14 protein-coding genes and 1 pseudogene are annotated in these 17,372 nt (G+C 39.4%); 1 reads left to right on the forward strand and 14 read right to left on the reverse strand.

Annotation, left to right across the window (positions count from 1 at the left end; genetic code table 11):
- Nucleotides 1-3: 3 nt before the first annotated feature.
- From ACFX40_RS03720 to ACFX40_RS03775, 12 genes and pseudogenes are all read right to left on the reverse strand, one after another.
- Nucleotides 4-251: pseudogene (locus ACFX40_RS03720) on the reverse strand (hypothetical protein).
- Nucleotides 252-386: 135 nt separating this feature from the next.
- Nucleotides 387-1,229, reverse strand: a complete 843-nt coding sequence (locus ACFX40_RS03725; protein ID WP_082178425.1) for an aldo/keto reductase — start codon at nt 1,227-1,229, stop codon at nt 387-389.
- Nucleotides 1,230-1,412: 183 nt separating this feature from the next.
- On the reverse strand, nt 1,413-5,225 hold the full coding sequence (locus tag ACFX40_RS03730) for an Ig-like domain-containing protein (RefSeq protein WP_377254213.1): 3,813 nt from the start codon (nt 5,223-5,225) through the stop codon (nt 1,413-1,415).
- Between the two features lie 217 nt (nt 5,226-5,442).
- A complete protein-coding gene (locus ACFX40_RS03735; RefSeq protein ID WP_377237458.1) occupies nt 5,443-6,318 on the reverse strand; it encodes an N-acetylmuramoyl-L-alanine amidase family protein in 876 nt (291 codons plus the stop codon).
- 195 nt (nt 6,319-6,513) lie between these two features.
- Nucleotides 6,514-6,978, reverse strand: coding sequence for a C40 family peptidase (locus tag ACFX40_RS03740; RefSeq protein ID WP_060746550.1), 465 nt, complete (start codon nt 6,976-6,978; stop codon nt 6,514-6,516).
- Nucleotides 6,979-7,486: 508 nt separating this feature from the next.
- The gene (locus ACFX40_RS03745) at nt 7,487-7,666 is read right to left on the reverse strand and encodes a YfhD family protein (RefSeq protein WP_013055768.1); all 180 of its coding nucleotides are present in this window, start codon (nt 7,664-7,666) and stop codon (nt 7,487-7,489) included.
- 337 nt (nt 7,667-8,003) lie between these two features.
- On the reverse strand, nt 8,004-9,275 hold the full coding sequence (locus ACFX40_RS03750) for a cation:dicarboxylate symporter family transporter (protein WP_028407730.1): 1,272 nt from the start codon (nt 9,273-9,275) through the stop codon (nt 8,004-8,006).
- Nucleotides 9,276-9,491: 216 nt separating this feature from the next.
- A complete protein-coding gene (locus tag ACFX40_RS03755) occupies nt 9,492-10,415 on the reverse strand; it encodes a response regulator (RefSeq protein ID WP_028407729.1) in 924 nt (307 codons plus the stop codon).
- A 1-nt stretch (nt 10,416) separates the two neighbouring features.
- Nucleotides 10,417-11,724, reverse strand: a complete 1,308-nt coding sequence (locus tag ACFX40_RS03760; RefSeq protein WP_330533537.1) for a sensor histidine kinase — start codon at nt 11,722-11,724, stop codon at nt 10,417-10,419.
- Nucleotides 11,725-12,284: 560 nt separating this feature from the next.
- On the reverse strand, nt 12,285-12,458 hold the full coding sequence (locus ACFX40_RS03765; protein ID WP_169305226.1) for a hypothetical protein: 174 nt from the start codon (nt 12,456-12,458) through the stop codon (nt 12,285-12,287).
- Nucleotides 12,459-12,543: 85 nt separating this feature from the next.
- Complete coding sequence (locus ACFX40_RS03770) at nt 12,544-14,007, reverse strand: sodium:solute symporter family protein (RefSeq protein ID WP_075421387.1); 1,464 nt, start codon at nt 14,005-14,007, stop codon at nt 12,544-12,546.
- Complete coding sequence (locus ACFX40_RS03775; protein ID WP_013055761.1) at nt 14,004-14,204, reverse strand: DUF3311 domain-containing protein; 201 nt, start codon at nt 14,202-14,204, stop codon at nt 14,004-14,006. Before ACFX40_RS03775 ends, ACFX40_RS03770 begins: the two co-directional genes overlap by 4 nt.
- 201 nt (nt 14,205-14,405) lie before the next feature.
- Between ACFX40_RS03775 and ACFX40_RS03780 the strand changes: the two genes are divergently transcribed.
- On the forward strand, nt 14,406-15,368 hold the full coding sequence (locus tag ACFX40_RS03780) for a bile acid:sodium symporter family protein (RefSeq protein ID WP_013082056.1): 963 nt from the start codon (nt 14,406-14,408) through the stop codon (nt 15,366-15,368).
- Nucleotides 15,369-15,557: 189 nt separating this feature from the next.
- Here ACFX40_RS03780 and gdh read toward each other — a convergent pair whose 3' ends face one another.
- Complete coding sequence (gene gdh, locus ACFX40_RS03785; RefSeq protein ID WP_025749618.1) at nt 15,558-16,343, reverse strand: glucose 1-dehydrogenase; 786 nt, start codon at nt 16,341-16,343, stop codon at nt 15,558-15,560.
- 62 nt (nt 16,344-16,405) lie between these two features.
- Nucleotides 16,406-17,257 (reverse strand): RhaT/GlcU family sugar-proton symporter, encoded by an 852-nt coding sequence (locus ACFX40_RS03790; RefSeq protein WP_025749619.1) that lies wholly within the window; start codon nt 17,255-17,257, stop codon nt 16,406-16,408.
- Between the last annotated feature and the right edge of the window lie 115 nt (nt 17,258-17,372).

Here is a 17,372-nt window from a genome sequence, read left to right on the forward strand (position 1 = left end):
AGCTTACTGTGAAGAAAATGTTAAATTTATGTAATAACGCATAAAAAGAGGCCGGGACATAACTAAATGAATCCAGCCTAAAGACGAACAAATGAGATACATGAGCTGAACCGCTTATGACACCGCAGTTGATTTCCGTGCCAGGCTTCGCTTTCCGCGGGCGGGCGCTGAGCCTCCTCGCCGCTTGACTCCTTCGGGGTCTCATCTGTCCCGCTTTTCCCGCAGGAGTCTTCGCCTTGCCCTTCAATCAACTGCTAGAAGGGACAAAACAGATGAAGCTGTATTCACCATAACAAAAAAAACGAACCACTCATCAAACTAGTTGATCAATGGTTCGTTTTGCACTTGGGCTAAAATACTTTTCTCCCAGCTTCTTAGTTCTTCTATTAAAAATCAAAGTTGTCCGGATCTGGACCTACTCGGTGATTTTGGTTTAATTCATTAATTTTACTTACATCTTCAGCATCCAATTCAAAATCATATAACGATGAATTTTCAACAATACGATGTTCTTTTGTCGATTTTGGAATCGTTACAACTCCGTTTTGCAGATCCCATCGCAGAATAATTTGAGCAACTGATTTACCGTGTTTTTCAGCAATTTCTTTTAACACATCGTTATCTAGCAATTCTCCTTGCATAAGAGGAGACCATGCTTCTAGCTGAATATCATGCTTTTGACAAAAAGCATGCAGCTCTTTTTGCGTCAAACGAGGATGATACTCCACTTGGTTAATAACAGGCTTAACGTCTGTATCTTTCATTAAGTCTTCTAAATGATGAATTTGAAAATTACTTACGCCCACGGCTCTTACTTTTTCTTCTTTATAAAGCGTTTCTAATGCTTTCCACGCTGCTTTATACTTACCTTCTACCGGCCAGTGAATTAAGTATAGATCTAAATATTCTAAGCCAAGCTTTTGTAAGCTTGTTTCGTAAGCAGCCAGCGTCTCTTCATAGCCTAAATCTGCGTTCCAAACTTTTGATGTAACAAAAATGTCTTCGCGTGAAAGACCTGCTTCTTTCAGACCTTGGCGAATTCCTTCTCCTACACCTTCTTCATTTCCATAAATAGCTGCCGTATCAATGCTGCGATAGCCTTTGACGATAGCTGTTTTCACCGCGTTCACTAATTCAGGCCCTTCTTCTACTTTAAATACACCTAGTCCAAGCCAAGGCATTTTGACTCCGTTGTGAAGTGTTACTGTATCTTGCAAATGATTACTCATTATAAAAAACCCCCTGCTAATTTCTTTACATTTGTTATTATGAAACAGAAAAAAAGAAAAAGATAGAACCCACTTTAAAGTAAGTTAGGCACTTCAAAGTTCTAAGGTAACTTTTTAGTAACCTGCTATCCCACTTAAAAATCACTAAAAAAAGAATCCTCCGCAGAGAATTCTTTTTTGTTTTTATTTAACGTTTATATTGACTGCTGAACTTGTATTTCCAGCGGCATCTTTTGCCGTCACAGCCAGCTTTACGCCTGCCTTTTGTTTTGGAATAGTTACTTTAAACTGCCCTTTGCTATCTGCTTTGCCTGATGCGATCAGCTTTGTACCGCTTTTAATCGTAATCACGGCATTCGCTTCTGTTTTTCCAGAGATAAAGGTGGACAAAGACGTAACGGTATTCACTGCCGGAGGTGCCGGCGGCGTTGTGTCTTGCACTTTTACAATTTTGTACGGACTGTATCCTACTTTATTTTGCAGCACGGCCGTTACTTCTGTTCCTGCTTTTTGAGCAGGAATTTTTACGCTGAACTTGCCGTTTCCATCAATTTTTCCGCTCGCAATAATCTTTCCGCCTGCTTTAATATAAATAGACGCATTTTTTTCTCCTGTTCCCGTTACCGCTGTACTTTTTTCAGTAAGCGTATTAACGGTTGGAAGCGCTGGTTTTGTCTGCGCGGCACTAACCGTTACAAACGTGTTGGAGCTGTAGTTATTGGCTGCATCTTTTGCCGTCACAGCCAGTTTTACGCCTGGTGTTTGTTTTGGAATAGTGACTTTAAACTGCCCTTTGCTATCTGCTTTGCCTGATGCGATCAGCTTTGTACCATTTTTAATCGTAATCACAGCATTTGCTTCTGTTTTTCCCGAGATAAATGTGGACAAAGACGTAACAGCATCAACCGCCGGAGGTGCCGGCGGCGTTGTGTCTTGTACTTTTACAATTTTATACGGGCTGTATCCTACTTTATTTTGCAAAACGGCTGTTACTTCTGTTCCTGCTTTTTGAGCAGGAATTTTCACGCTGAACTTGCCGTTTCCATCAATTTTCCCACTCGCAATAATTTTTCCGCCTACTTTAATATAAATAGACGCATTTTTTTCTCCTGTTCCCGTTACTGCTGTACTTTTTTCAGTAAGCGTATTAACGGTTGGAAGCGCTGGTTTTGTCTGTAAGGCACTAACCGTTACAAACGCATTGGAGCTGTAGTTATTAGCTGCATCTTTTGCAATAACAGCTAATTTTGTAGCAGCAGGCTGCTTTGGAATGGTGATGCTGAACGTTCCATCCGATTTGGCATTTCCTTTGCCAATTACTTTTTTATCAATTTTCACATGCACTTCCGCGCCTGCTTCTGTGCTTCCCGTTACGACTGTATCTTGATTGCTTACAGCGTTCACTTTTGGTGTAACGGGTGCTGTTTTATCCTGCACGGTTACCGTTACAACTGGACTTACGCCCGCTGCGTTTCCAGCCGTTACAGACAGTTTGCTTCCTGCTTTTTGTTTCGCAATCGAGATGCTGTAATTTCCTTTAGCATCTGCTTTACCAGCTGCAAGCTGAAGACTTCCGTTTTTAATGATAACCGCCGCATTTGCTTCTGTGGTACCCGTAACGGCTGTACTTCGATCACTCACTTCATTAACTGTTGGTTTGACCGGAGCTTTTGGCTTTGCCGTAACGGTTATAGTCGATACAGTACTGCTATTTCCTGCTGCATCTTTTGCTTGTAAGCTTAGCTTTGTATTCGCTTTTTGCAGAGAAATGGCAACAGAAAACGCTCCATTTGCACCTGCTTTAGCCGTTCCCACGGTTGTTGTTCCGACTTTTACAGTAACCGTCGCATTTGCTTCTGCTGTACCTGTAACTTTTGTATCTTGATCACTTACTGCGTTTACTTTTGGCGCAGCTGGTGCCGTTTTATCCTGTACGGTTACCGCAGTGGCTGAACTTGTTCCACCTGCATTTTGAGCCGTTACAGACAGCGTGCTTCCCGCTTTTTGTTTCACAATTGAGATGCTGTAATTTCCTTTGGCATCTGCATTGCCTGCTGCAAGCTGAAGACTTCCGTTTTTAACGATGACCGTCGCATTTGCTTCAGCCGTTCCTTTAAGCATTGTGTCTTGATCACTTACTTCATTTACTTTTGGTGCAAGCGGTGCTTTTAACGTAGATTTAACCGCAAAAGAAGGCGCTTGGCTTTCGTTTCCTGCTTTATCTTTTGCACTTACCGCTATTGTTGTTCCACCTATTTGTACTGGAATTGAAACAGTAAATGTACCGTTACCATCCGCTACTGCAGAGAACGTTGCGTCCCCCGCTTTTACCGTCACGGCAGCGTTTGCTTCTGTTACGCCTGTTACGGTCGTATCTTGGTCACTTACTTCATTTACAATTGGAACAGAAGGCGGCGTTTGATCCGTTACGGTCACTACTGTGGCCGTGCTTTCATTTTCAGCTGCATCTTTAGACGTCACCGATACTTTTGTATCTGCTGGCTGCTTGGCAATCGTAATTGCAAATTTTCCAGCTTCGTCAGCAAGACCCGTTCCAATTACTTCATTTTCCACTTTTGCAATAACAGAAGCATTTGGTTCTGTCACGCCCGTAAGCGATGTTTCGTTGTCTCCTAGTGCATTAACTGAAGGTGCATCAGGCGCAACCGTATCTTTCGGTGGTTCTTGCTCCTGCTCTTTTCGCGGATATTTTGTTGTATAAAAACTTAAAAGAGTAGTTGTTGGATAATAAAAATCTAAAATTTCACGATAGTCTTTTCCTAGGCTTGCCATTTTTTGAGCACCGTATTGACTCATTCCAACACCGTGGCCATTTCCTTTGCCATTAAAAGTTGTTGATGTGCTTGTTTCATTTGTTTCCGTTACAAGCAGGCTAAGCATCGCACGGCTGTTTAACATCGATTTTAGCTTCGTCGATGTTAAATCCGTTAATTCCAAATGATGAACCACTAGTTTTTGCGCACTGTCTACATCTCCTTTAACAAGGTAGTCCACTGTAATCGCACCTTTAGTCACACGTCCTCCTGATGAAGGAGCATAAAAACTCACCTTTGGAATAGAGGTAATTTTAATCGTTTTACCAGGATGCTTATTGGCTACTAACCATGACTTCAAATTATCCGTAACGGTTTTATCTTTTTCAGAAACCGTATTCCACCAAGCGCTATAGTTAGCTAAATCTTTTCCGGTTAAATCAATTTGCGTTTTTTGAACAGCTAACGTCCACGGCGTCTGCTTATCGTATGGATCTTCTTTCACCGGGAAATAAGAAAGCTGAGTTCCTCCCCAGGCGTTGCTGTTTGATTCGGTTCTTCCCCCGTTGCTTGATGAGAAAACGGCGTTGATTAATTTATTGTTGTAGGTGACTACTTGTCCGAATGTCTCATCTACTGCTTTGTTTGTGCTGTCGTACCACGTATAGCCACCGTATACTTGATAGCTTACCGTGTCATTGATTACTTTTCCTGCATAGCTCATTGCGTATGTTCTCGCTGCTACTGCCTGAGTTTTTAAAGCTTGCAGATTCCAAGATGTATAGACTTCATTTGGCACAACGCCTTTTAAATAGTCTTCAATCGGCAGCGTATTAATAGGTCTGACGTACGTTCCTTTTTCATTTGTAAACGCAACGTCTCCTAAGTACTGTCTGCCGTTAATAGATATGGGATTTTTATAAAGAGACGGTGTAATTTCAAAGCTTGTAAAATCACCTAATACAGTGCTTCCTTGTTTTAGAGTGACACCTTGAGTTGTTGCTGTTACCGTATACTCTGTATTTGCTTTTAAGACCAAATCCGAGTTTTTAATAGTGTATAAATAAGACGGCTTAATTGTAATTGCATGATGATCTCCTAAATAGTTTACTAATTTTACAGACACAACTGGTTCTACCGTTTCAGCTTTCACGCTAGCAAGCGGCGTGAATTGAAACAGCAGTATGCTTAGTACTAAAGCAAATGCCGTTAACTTTCTCATCTTGTTCCCCCATTTTCATGTACTGTCTAACGCATTTTAATATCACTCGTTATATCGACACAGTTTTATAAAAATTAAAGCATTTTACCTAGTTTTCTTTTCTGCTCGTCCATTTTTTTGTCGAAAAAACGCTTCTTTATATCATATGAACGACAAAAAAAACGTGTGACATAAATCAATTGATTTAGTCACACGCTTTTATAGGTCTTTTCACCTTTTATTTTTTCATTTCTTCATATGCCGCTACACCATCTGCAATATGATTCATCAGCTTTGTAAGGTAAGCCTGATCAGACAGGTTCCGGTCTTCTTCTGGATTCGTCATATATCCCAGTTCAACTAGCGTTACAGGTACAGTCGACCAGTTAAATCCTGAAAGATCACTGCGATAGCGAATGCCGTCTGCTTCGACAAACTGATCTTTTTTCACCTCTGTGAGTATAGCTTGAGATGCCTGCAGACTGCTTTGATAAATAGACTTTGTATAGGAATTATCTTCTGCAGGAGTAAGCACAGAAAATCCTTTTACAGAAGCATTTTCAGAACCATCTGCATGTATACGTACGTGCAGATCAGCTTTTGAATTGTTCGCAAGCTCCGCTCGTTCCCGGTTGCTGATATCTACATTATCAGCACTCCGAGTAAGCTTTACGGTTATGCCTTTTTCTTCGAGCAGCTGTTTTAATATTATAGAGGCTTCCAACGTCAGCTTGTATTCCGGCTTCTTGGTCACTACGCCTGATGTGCCTCCGGAAACCTTTATTTTCGTTTCTGCTGATCCCGGTCCGATTGGCTCTTTCTCTAGGTTAGCCTGAGATTGATGACCAGGGTCAATGTAGACTAAAAAAGGAGGAGGATCCGCTTTTTCAGGCATGTTGTTTTTTACATTTTTCACTTCATTATCTGCTTCATGAGGCTGTACTGCTTGAAACTGTGAGATGGGCTGCTTCACTCTTTCTCCCTGCGCATGAGCTTTTGGTACATTTCCGCTAACGACAGCTTTCTCTGTTTGACCTTTCATCATAAAGAAAAATGAGAGTACTGCTACTATTGCAACAATACCTATTCCATAACTCCATACTAAGCGCTTCATCTTCGCTCACCAAACTTTCGAATAGAGTGGGATATTCCTTATGTTAAAGTACAAAATGTGTTAACGTTATTATCTCATAGAATATGGATTTTTTTGTATAAAACGTTAAAAATAATGTTGGCAATATGTTATGTATATGCAAACAAAAACAACACTACATAATGTAGTGTTGTTTTCCAAAAAAATGACGGATAGTTAAATCCGTTTTGCACCGATATAACGTGCTTTCCAGTAGCTGTTGCTAAGAGATGTAATCGTCACGCCTTTAGACGTAGAAGCCTGAAGAAACTGATTATTTCCTAAGTACACGCCTACATGTGAAGGACCTTTTTTATACGTTTGAAAGAAAACTAAATCTCCTTTTTGAAGCTTTGCTTTTGAAACGCTTGTCCCTACTCGATACATTTGTTCCGTTGTGCGCGGAAGTGTTTTTCCAGCCTTTTTAAAAATGTATTGAATAAATCCTGAGCAGTCAAAACCTTTTGTTGTTGTACCTCCCCATTTATAAGGAACACCCATTAATTTTTTACCAGTAGCGATAGCCGTGTCTTTGTATGAATATGACGCTGCTTCTACTGTTTGAGCAGGTGCAATAAACGGACTGGCTCCGCTAAATAAGACTGCCGCTGCCGCTATAGACCCAATGATGGCTTTTTTCATTTTTCTCCTCCATTATGTAACCGAACGTTACGTTTCTATAGAACTTATTTTTCAATATGTTCGGTTTAATTATAATGAAAAAAGCCTCAAAAACTATTACGCTATGATTAAATAATGTTACAAAATGGTTACTGAGGTATTTTTATCTTTAGATATGTATAAAAGAGATTGAAACATACCTAAGTCAATCGAATCTACAGACGAATAAACGAGCTAGTATGAATCGCTTGTTACGCGGCAGTTGATTTTCGTGCAAGACTTCGCTTTCCGCGGGCGGCCGGTGAGCCTCCTCGTCACTTACGCTCCTGGGGGGTCTCACCTGTTCCGCTTTTCCCGCAGGAGTCTTCGTCTTGCCCTCCAATCACAAGCTAGAAGCAACTATAGAAATGAAACCTTCGTTCACTCTGCCAATAAAAAATCCGAACGAGTTGGATTCTCCATCAAGAATCTCCATTCATCGTTCGGATTTCCCTTCAATTAAAACACTTTTGTCCAGACTCTTTTTCTTTTACTTTTCTTTTTGTTGTTTCAAAATTAAGTCCTGTTTTGCTTTAGCATCATGATGCTGCGCTAACTCGCGTGAAAATTCTTCATTTGCTTGATCCGGAGCAATTTTTAACTCTTTTGGTGTTTGAGGCAGTGACCCTTTGTTGTTATGTGATGATTTGTGATTATTTGCTCTTCCCATGTTGAGACCTCCTTGTATCAATCATTTGTTTTTCATCTTTAGTTACTATTCCCAATTTCCCAAAGCAAATTCAAACGAAAAAAGATTGAGACATAACGAAATAAATCCCATCTAAAGCCGAATAAGTTGGATAAATGAGCTGGTATGGATAGCTTGTTGCACTGCCGTTGATTTCCATACAAGATTTAGCTTTCCACAGGAGTCTTCGCCTTGTTCTCCAATCAACAACTAGAAGCAACTGCACAGATAAAATCTACATCAATATAAAAAAGATCCGAACGAATAATCGTTCGGATCTTTCTTCAACTACAATGCTTTTGTCCCAGACTCTTTGTTGTTACGATACTTTTTTTGTTACTTCGTTAATGTAAGCTTCCTTGTCTTTATCGTTAAATTGACCTTCCCACTTCGAAATGACAATCGCACCAAGTGAGTTTCCAATTACGTTTACCGCTGTACGTCCCATATCTAACAAACGGTCGATTCCAGCGATAAAAGCAAGCCCTTCTACCGGAAGTCCTACAGATCCAAGCGTTGCAAGCAGTACAACAAACGATACGCCTGGAACTCCTGCAATTCCTTTAGATGTAACCATTAAAATTAATATCAGTGAAATTTGCTGTGTGATGCTCATATCAATACCGTACATTTGCGCGATAAAAATCGCAGCAAGCGCTTGATAAAGAGTAGATCCGTCTAAGTTAAACGAATATCCCGTCGGAATAACAAAAGATGTAATTGCTTTAGGACATCCGAACTTTTCCATTTTCGCAATAATACGCGGCAATACTGTTTCTGAACTTGCAGTTGAAAATGCTAACAGCAATTCATCTTTTAGCACTTTTAATAAGTGGAAGATGTTAACGCCAGCCCATTTAGCTACAAGTCCTAGCACAACTAACACAAAGAAAATCATTGTGCCGTAAGCAACAATTACAAGCTTACTAAGCGGAATCAGAGACGCTAGTCCAAATTTTGATACGGTTACACCGATTAATGCAAATACGCCAAACGGTGCAAACTTCATAACTAAATTCGTTACCCAAAACATCGCTTCTGCCGTGCCTTCAAAGAATCTTAAAACCGGCTTGCCTTTTTCACCGATTGATGCAATTCCAAGTCCAAATAGGACCGAGAAGAAAATAATTGGCAGCATGTCGCCTGCAGCAATTGACTCAAATACATTCGTTGGAACGATGTGAACAAATGTTTCTACAAATCCTTTTTGCTCTGTAGCTTCTGCCGTTGATGTGTAGCTGCTGATATCTGATTTTTCAAGACCGCTGCGGTCCACACCAGTACCAGGGTGAAGCAAGTTAGCTGCTAATAAGCCTACAACAATGGCAACCGTTGTAATGATTTCAAAGTAAAGAATTGTTTTTCCGCCTAATTTACCAAGCTTCTTAATATCACCAACACCTGCAACGCCCACAATGATACTAGATATAACAATCGGCACCACGATCATTTTAATTAAATGAATGAATACGTCTCCAATTGGCTGGAGCACTTCAACTGCTTTAGGATTTCCGTAAAAAATAGCCCCTACAATAATACCTGCAATCAAACCAATTAGAATTTGTCCTGCTAATCCAAGCTTTTTGAACATATCTTTGCACCTTCCTTCTTTTTTCTAACAGCTCAAAGCTGTTTATTTGCACTTAATGTATTCAACAGATACAATTCCATTAAGAACTGTTTATTAAGTAGTTCTTTTATTCATAAGATTACATTATCATAGGCATCACAAAATCTAACAAAAACCTACTGAAACTAACAAAAAGTTTTTAGAAAATTACAAAATGAAAACGCTGTAGTTTTTTTACTACAGCGTTTGTTTGACTTCATAATAGAGCATTTGAATAAATTTTTTTACGTTTATACGACTCGGAGTGCTGCTTTTTCCCGTCCCTTTTTCTATATCTCTCATGCGCTGATGCACCATTGAAAAATCGAAAAACTTAGAAGCGTAATTTTCAAATTTAGGATTAAAGAAGTCAACCATACCAAGAGAAGTCAAATGATTTAAAGACTGATAAATAGCTCTTCTTACTCGCTGCTCAGCTGCTTTCATTTCTTTTTGCAGCACGTCTTCTGAAAAAGATGAACCAAGCTTTCTCACGGTAATTTTCTCAAAAATCTCTTTGAGAGAAGGAAAATGCTGTTCATACATCGTGCTTTTTTCCGTTTGATGCAAGTAATTGATGATTTCAATCAAATCTTTGCTTCCGCTTTCTCCTAAAATCCCAAGTTCTCTTAAAAGAAACCTGCACGCTTCTGCCGGATCGCTTTCTTTTTTACCAAAAGAAGGCGTTTTTTGCTGATTTCCTATATTAAGTACGGTATTTAACGATTCTTGAATTTTCTCCATTGATTGTTGAACATGAATTCGTTCAATTACTTTTTGAATGACCATGAGCACTTCCATACGATTAAGCGGCTTCGTGATATAGTATTCAATGCCAAGCGAGTAGGCTTTTCCAATCAAATCTTTCGTTTCTACCTGTGACATCATAATAATTTTCCCTTTAAAACTATCCTTTATTTTGCGCACGGTTTCGATTCCATCTTGAATCGGCATTAATAAATCAATAAATAAAATATCGATCTGCTGCAATAAAGAAACTTGATCATTTAACACGATCCCGTCTTCTCCTTCTCCTATAACCTCCCCTAGATCATTATCTTCAATAATTTCGGCTAACATTGAACGAAAGACTTCGTCATCATCTATGATATAAAATCGCATATTAGTCCTTATCCCCCATTAACGTAGAAATAGGTAAATCTATAGCAAATTGAACACCGGGGCTTGGAGACAGATTAACAAATTGAATATTCCCTCCCAGCTGCTCGGTCATTTGCTTAACGTAGACAAGCCCAAGACCCGTAGAAGGCGTTCCGTCCTTTGCATATTTGGATGTGAATCCCGCTTTGAAAATGAGACGTTCATGCCTTTTTTTCACTCCGGGACCGCTATCTCTTACATACAATAAAATGCGGTCTTCTTCTCGACATACATCGATAATAATCGCGCCTTCTTCTTCAATCGCTTCGACCGCATTCGTTACTAGGTTATTAATTAATGATAAAAACAAGTACACGTGATAGCGAGGATGCTCTCCTAAAATCGAATATGAAAAATGAATATCTTTTGCTAACATCGCCGCATATTTTTCGTTGCTGCGCATGACGATTTGAAGCAGACTTTCGATTTCCATATACTCAGAAAATTCTTCTTTTGTAATGACCTTGGACAGTCCTGCTGATATCCGCTGGTTGTCTTTTTTAATATCATGTACTTCTCCTGCAATTTGTAATGCTTTTTGGCTAAAATCGTGCAGTGAAGTAAGCTGATTTATATCCGCTTCGTGTAATTCTTCATACAAATCATACGACTTTTTCGTAATTCTTTCAGCGTCCTGCAGCGTTTTTTTCAAATGAATGGATTCCTCATATAAATTTGAAAGCACAACAAGCAGCTGATCATTTTTTTGAGAGATTTGTCGTTCTCTCAGCTGCCCTTCGTAAAGTTTGATCATGCTAAACAGGCATAAAACAAAGAAACTTCGAAAGACGCCTACAATAAAAATTTGCATGAACTCTGGAAACACAATATGATGGTGAACCATCACATACATACAAAGCAATTCCATCCCGCCTGAAACCGTTTCGATAATGATGCTCCATATGCCAATAATCCAAGGCTTTGAATGAAAATCGTTAATTTTAAACCACGAAAAAGAAATGGCATAAACGAGATAATAAATCCCCGCTGAACACCTGATCTGCAAAGAATGCAGAAAATCAAATGATTCGTAGTTATACCAGTCAAGGTACATCCGAAAGCCCACTATAGCACTCGCAACTAAAATACCTGGTATTACAGGAGATACCTTTCTTAAAAGCAGCAGTGAAAAGAAAAAAATGGGCACAGCAAAGCTAACTCTATACGTATCATGAAAAGGATAATATTTAAGCTCTCCTGCTAGCGGCACAACGACTATCATTACCAGAATGAGTAAAACATCTTTTTTTACTACCGTATCAACTTTCATCGTTCACTTCCTGCACTTTTTGAACATAAGTATATAGTTTAGCAATCTAAAAGACAATCGCTCTTCTCTATATTTTTTTACATCCCTACTTCCATTTATAAATATAGCCCATATATAAACGGTTATTTATTCTCTTTCATTATTCTCTGTAGTTTTTTAGATTTTCTTGTTTTATTTTGTAATTTTTGTTGTATAGTAGAAGTACCTTTTAAAATGTGAGGCTGTATCACAACTATTCAATTATTATTACATCACCTGATAGCTACACTAAAAAGGAAAACTATTATTTTACAGGGGGAGCTTATTTTACAATGTGGATCATTACCGTTTACTCGAAAAACCAAAGTCCGACTATGTTTGAATTTGAATCAGAGGTAGAGGCAAAAAAGACGTTTCAGGAGATTAAAGGGTGTAAGATCCTATCGGAAGTTATTTACTATAACGACCGAGTTCCCGCTTTAGCGTAAATCAGTTGATGTAGGAAATTTTACAAATTATTGGTTAAAAGCCACATAAAGAGCCAAAGGATGATCCAGTTCCTTTGGCTCTTTGCTGTTTGATTAGAAAAAACTAGGCTGATACATGAGCTGAACTGCCTGTGACACCGCAGTTGATTTCCGTGTAAGACTTCGCTTTCCGCGGGCGGCCGCTGAGCCTCCTCGTCGCTTGCGCTCCTGTGGGGTCTCACCTGTTCCGCTTTTCCCGCAGGAGTCTTCGTCTTGCCCTCCAATCAACTGCTAGAAGGATCTAACGTTGACCCTAACAAAAAAACGAACCACTAATCAAACGTGTTGATCAATGGTTCGTTTTTCACTTCGTCTAACATACTTTTGTCCCAGCCTCGTTTTGCTTTGTGAGCATACTGACTCCCCACATTACGATAAAGTTGATAAGCAGCGCAATAAATCCGACGTTGATATCTTTCATTTGCTGAGGCAGTGACGGGAACAACGTACCAATAGTAGATCCGCTGATTGTAATATAGGCCACTACAATAATTCCAGCAACAATCCCCCACGCTGCTCCTTGTTTCGTTACAAAGTTATTTTTCTTCAAGCTGAAAAGCAGAGATGGAAACAGCTGTGTCATTAGACTATAGCCCATTAAAATAATCGTTGACAGCGTCGTTCCTCCGTTTAGGGTAAAGTAAACAGAAATGAGAGCCACAACCGGTACAAAGCTTTTGGCTAAACGAGCAATACGCGCTTCGCTTGCTTGAGGCGCAAACGGTTTGTATATGTTTTTAGCCAGCAGCGTTGACGCACTCATTAACAGCATCGACCCCGGCACAAGCGCTGTCAGCAAACCCGCTCCTCCTATAATTCCAATAAACCAAGGATCAAAAGTTTGGATTGAGATCCGTAATAGCGCAAGATCCACGTCTCCTCCGCTTAAACCAGGAACTTTTAAAATAGCTGCAAATCCAACAAAAAATACAAAGAGCAGCATCAGCGTATAAAGAGGACTAATGATTGCATTTTTACGAAATACCTTTGCATTTTTCGCTGTATAGCTTGAACTAAACACCTGCGGCCACATATAAAAACCAAGTACTAGTAAAATAACGGTCGAAATAAACCACGAGACGCTCAATCCTTGCTCAGGAAACTTTAAAAACCCTGGCTTCGCTGTATTCACCGCTTCAAACATCGGACCGTATCCTCCGTAATAATGAAAAGGTAAATAAATGCCTAAAAATCCAATCACAGCAAGCATCATAATGTCTTTAATAACGGCCGTCCATGCAGAACCGTGGATACCGGATATCATAACATACAGCGTTAAACTGATAGCTCCCATCCAAATGGCTGCCGGCATTGAAATGGCGCCGTATGATGCTTGTGATACAATAATCCCCAATCCTTTTAACTGCACAACAATAACAGGAATGACAGCAATCACTCCTACAGCAGCTACAAGCACACCAAGGTAAGGGCTTTTATATTTGCTTACAAAAAAATCAGGCTGCGAGACGAGCTTATGATCTCTTGCATACTTCCAAATAACAGGAAGAAGCCAGTATGATAAGACATATGATAAGCTAATATAAATTAACACATAAAGTGCAGGAGCTCCTTTTCCATAAGCCCATCCGCTTCCGCCTAGAAACGAAAACGTTGTATAAATTTCTCCGGCCATCAGCACAAACACTAAAACCGCCCCGAAACCGCGTCCGCCTACCGTCCACTGCTCCAAGTTCATATCCTTGCCTTTGGTTGATCGTATGCCAAGAAAAATAGCTGCCACTAAAAATAGTAAAATAATAATAAGTGCACTATTCATTCTTCTTCCCCTTCCCGATTTCTGGGATCAAGCTTATACATAACCCCTAAAATAATGGACGTAAGCACCACCCATATCACCATCCAAAACATATTGAACGGCATACCGAGAACAAACGGAGTGACTCGATTAACAAAAGGGAGAAAACCTAATATGCCTACGAACGGAAGGACAGACAAAATATAGATAAATTTCATGACTAAACTCCTCCGACTTTCTAAAACTAACTTCTTTATATTACCACATATTCCGTGTATTCAATGAAGGAATGCTTGCATTTAAACTGAAATAATCTCCAAAAGATAAAATATTCTGTACTATTTTACAAAAATACTGTTTTCATTTTTCTGAATAAATAGTATAATTTCTTCTTATAGTTCGCAGGAGGTATCGTACAGATGAAAACAATAGAGAAAATCAGTACATTTGCAGGAAAAACGTTTACGCTTTGGGTTATTTTAATTTCCGTTATTGCCTACTCATTCCCAGAGCACTTTGTATGGATTGGAAAGTACATCGTTCCGCTCTTAGGAATTGTCATGTTTGGAATGGGATTAACGCTGTCAGCGTCTGATTTCAGCGAAGTATTTCGAAGACCGAAAGAAGTAGCACTAGGCGTGGTGGGACATTTTATCATTATGCCGCTTCTTGCATTCGGTTTGGCGATTGGCTTAGATTTACCAAAAGAAATAGCAGTGGGCGTTATTTTAGTAGGCTGCTGTCCAAGCGGCACATCATCAAACGTAATGGTCTTTTTGGCTCGAGGAAACGTTGCGCTCGCAGTTGCTATCGCTTCTGTTTCAACCATTTTAGCACCGATTGTTACACCGCTTCTCATTTTATTATTTGCAAGCAAGTGGGTCGATATTGATATCATGTCTCTTATTATTTCCATTATACAAGTTGTCATCATTCCGCTTGCTCTTGGATTTACGATCAAAAAGTTTTTTGGAAAAGCTGCAGAAGCAAGTTCCAAAGCTCTTCCCCTTGTTTCAGTAGTCGCGATTGTCTTGATCGTATCTGCCGTTGTGGCAGGAAGCCAAGCACAGCTTGCTAAAACAGGCGGTATCATTTTTGCCGTAGTTGTTCTTCACAACATTCTTGGTTTCACAATCGGCTTCTTCTTTGCCCGCTTATGCGGAATGGATCTAGCTAAACAAAAAGCAGTGGCAATGGAAGTTGGCATGCAAAACTCAGGGCTCGGCGTCACTATCGCTTCCACTCACTTTTCGCCGCTAGCCGCTGTCCCAAGCGCCATCTTCAGCGTCTGGCACAACATTTCAGGCTCAGTTCTAGCCTTTATCTTCAGCAAACTAAAAGACAAAAACCAGCCATCGTCTGATAAAAAAATGGCTGGCTAATATAACAAACTTATAAGGGATCAAAAAGCTCCCTTTACTCTTCTCAAAAAGGTTTTAAAAAGTTCTTAAAAGGTTTTACCTAGGCGAATGCCACCAACCCCGCAAGGGGGGTGGCATTCGCTTAGGTATAGAAAAAAAGACATGGCCGATTTTGCCATGTCTTTTTTTCTACATCGATTCTAAACTATATTAGCCTCTTCCTGCTTGGAAAGAAGGATATTTCGTCATACCACCATCAGCAAATAATGTAATACCTGTTACATAGCTTGCTTGTGATGATGCTAAGAATGCTGCAACTGCTGCTACTTCTTCTGGTTTACCGATGTAACCCATTGGAATCATGCTTTCTACATCTGCACGTTGTTCTGGATCTGCAAATTTCTCTGCGTTAATTGGTGTGTTCATCGCACCTGGTCCAATGTTATTTACGCGGATACCTTTTGGCGCATATTCAAGAGCCAATGTTTCCGTCATTAGTTTCATACCGCCTTTACTTGCTGCATAGTGAACAAATAATGGCCAAGGAATCATTTCGTGAACGCTAGACATGTTGATAACATTTCCTTTAATGTCGTTTTCAACGAAATATTTAATCGCTTCACGGCTTCCTAAGAATGCGCCTGTTAAGTTTGTATCAATAACTTTGTTCCAGTTATCTAGAGATAGCTCATGAGAAGGAACTGGGTTTTCAACACCAGCGTTATTAATCATAACGTCTAATGTACCAAATTCTTTGATAGCTGTTTGAACAAGATTTACAACGTCTTCTTCTTTTGTTACGTCGCCTTGAACGATGATTGCTTGTCCGCCTGCTTCTTCTACTTCTTTTTTCGCATCTAAAGCTTCTTCTTCATTGTTGTAATAGTTAATAACAACTTTTGCTTCTTCTTGACCGAAACGAACAGCCATTGCACGTCCTAAACCTGTTGATCCACCTGTAATTACAACTACTTTATCTTTTAAATCTGTATACATAATAAAATCCTCCTAGTGTTTTCATTTATTCATACATACTATTATTAACTTTTACGTAAACGTTAACTTTTAGCCATTCCGAGGAATACGCCACCTAAAATGATGAGCACAATACCAATCGTAATTGAAATAAGCTGACGCTTTGTTTTCTTTTCTCCTAATAAGAAGATACCGCCAAGCGTTGAAATAACAATTCCCATTTGTGATAATGAGAAGCTTGTTGCAACCCCTACTTTAGGTTGAGAAATAAATAAGAACATATTACCAGCTGCCCAAATCAGCCCTGGAATAATGTTGCGAATTGCGTATTTATTAAACGGTTTGTGTTTATAAGTAAGTATAAGTCCACCAATTAACATACCAATAGCTTGTGGGAATAGCGCCGACCATCCGTCTACATTAAATAAACGAGCGACAACTACATACACTAAGTATCCAATTGTTGAAATAATAAGGGTAATAATCCCTTTTTTGAATTGTCCAGATTGCTCTGCATTTTTTTCGCTTTCTAGTGATGTTAACACAATACCAATAACAATAAAGATAAGAGCTAACACGCCTAAAATAACGGTTGTTGTTGTTGACCACTCGTGAAATACGATAACACCAAACAATGATGTCGTCACAAGCTGCATACCAGTTGAAATTGGCATGGTTTTTGAAACACCAATATAATCAATCGTTTTCAACTGATTACTTTGCCCAACTGCCCAAAATAATCCTGAAACGATTCCGACAATAAAAATAAGCGGCGTCAATACGGGATGAACTACGAAGTAAATAACGGCTGAAAAGATCAGCGCACCAATTGTAGTCCCAAGCGTTTGACTGTAAGGACCTCCGCCCAATTTAACGTTGAACAGGACAATACTTCCCCAGAAAATCGCAGGAAGAATAGCCAAAAGGATATCCATTTGATACTAACCTTCTTTCTCAAACTCTTGATGTAATTGTAAATTTAAAGTACCTTTTATTTAACTAGGTAACTTTATGTAACCAATCTTAGACCTTTTTTATTGATACGTCAAC

It is taken from the genome of Priestia sp. YIM B13552 (assembly GCF_042787775.1).
GTDB classification, from domain to species: domain Bacteria; phylum Bacillota; class Bacilli; order Bacillales; family Bacillaceae_H; genus Priestia; species Priestia megaterium_E.

Excerpts from the sequence above, each read along its gene's own strand:
- ACFX40_RS03745 (WP_013055768.1), bottom strand. The coding sequence starts at position 7,666 with ATGGGAAGAGCAAATAATCACAAATCATCACATAACAACAAAGGGTCA.
- ACFX40_RS03755 (WP_028407729.1), bottom strand. The coding sequence starts at position 10,415 with ATGCGATTTTATATCATAGATGATGACGAAGTCTTTCGTTCAATGTTA.
- ACFX40_RS03770 (WP_075421387.1), bottom strand. The coding sequence starts at position 14,007 with ATGAATAGTGCACTTATTATTATTTTACTATTTTTAGTGGCAGCTATT.
- ACFX40_RS03790 (WP_025749619.1), bottom strand. The coding sequence starts at position 17,257 with ATGGATATCCTTTTGGCTATTCTTCCTGCGATTTTCTGGGGAAGTATT.
- ACFX40_RS03760 (WP_330533537.1), bottom strand. The coding sequence starts at position 11,724 with ATGAAAGTTGATACGGTAGTAAAAAAAGATGTTTTACTCATTCTGGTA.
- ACFX40_RS03740 (WP_060746550.1), bottom strand. The coding sequence starts at position 6,978 with ATGAAAAAAGCCATCATTGGGTCTATAGCGGCAGCGGCAGTCTTATTT.
- ACFX40_RS03750 (WP_028407730.1), bottom strand. The coding sequence starts at position 9,275 with ATGTTCAAAAAGCTTGGATTAGCAGGACAAATTCTAATTGGTTTGATT.
- ACFX40_RS03775 (WP_013055761.1), bottom strand. The coding sequence starts at position 14,204 with ATGAAATTTATCTATATTTTGTCTGTCCTTCCGTTCGTAGGCATATTA.
- ACFX40_RS03735 (WP_377237458.1), bottom strand. The coding sequence starts at position 6,318 with ATGAAGCGCTTAGTATGGAGTTATGGAATAGGTATTGTTGCAATAGTA.
- ACFX40_RS03730 (WP_377254213.1), bottom strand. The coding sequence starts at position 5,225 with ATGAGAAAGTTAACGGCATTTGCTTTAGTACTAAGCATACTGCTGTTT.
- gdh (WP_025749618.1), bottom strand. The coding sequence starts at position 16,343 with ATGTATACAGATTTAAAAGATAAAGTAGTTGTAATTACAGGTGGATCA.
- ACFX40_RS03780 (WP_013082056.1), top strand. The coding sequence starts at position 14,406 with ATGAAAACAATAGAGAAAATCAGTACATTTGCAGGAAAAACGTTTACG.
- ACFX40_RS03725 (WP_082178425.1), bottom strand. The coding sequence starts at position 1,229 with ATGAGTAATCATTTGCAAGATACAGTAACACTTCACAACGGAGTCAAA.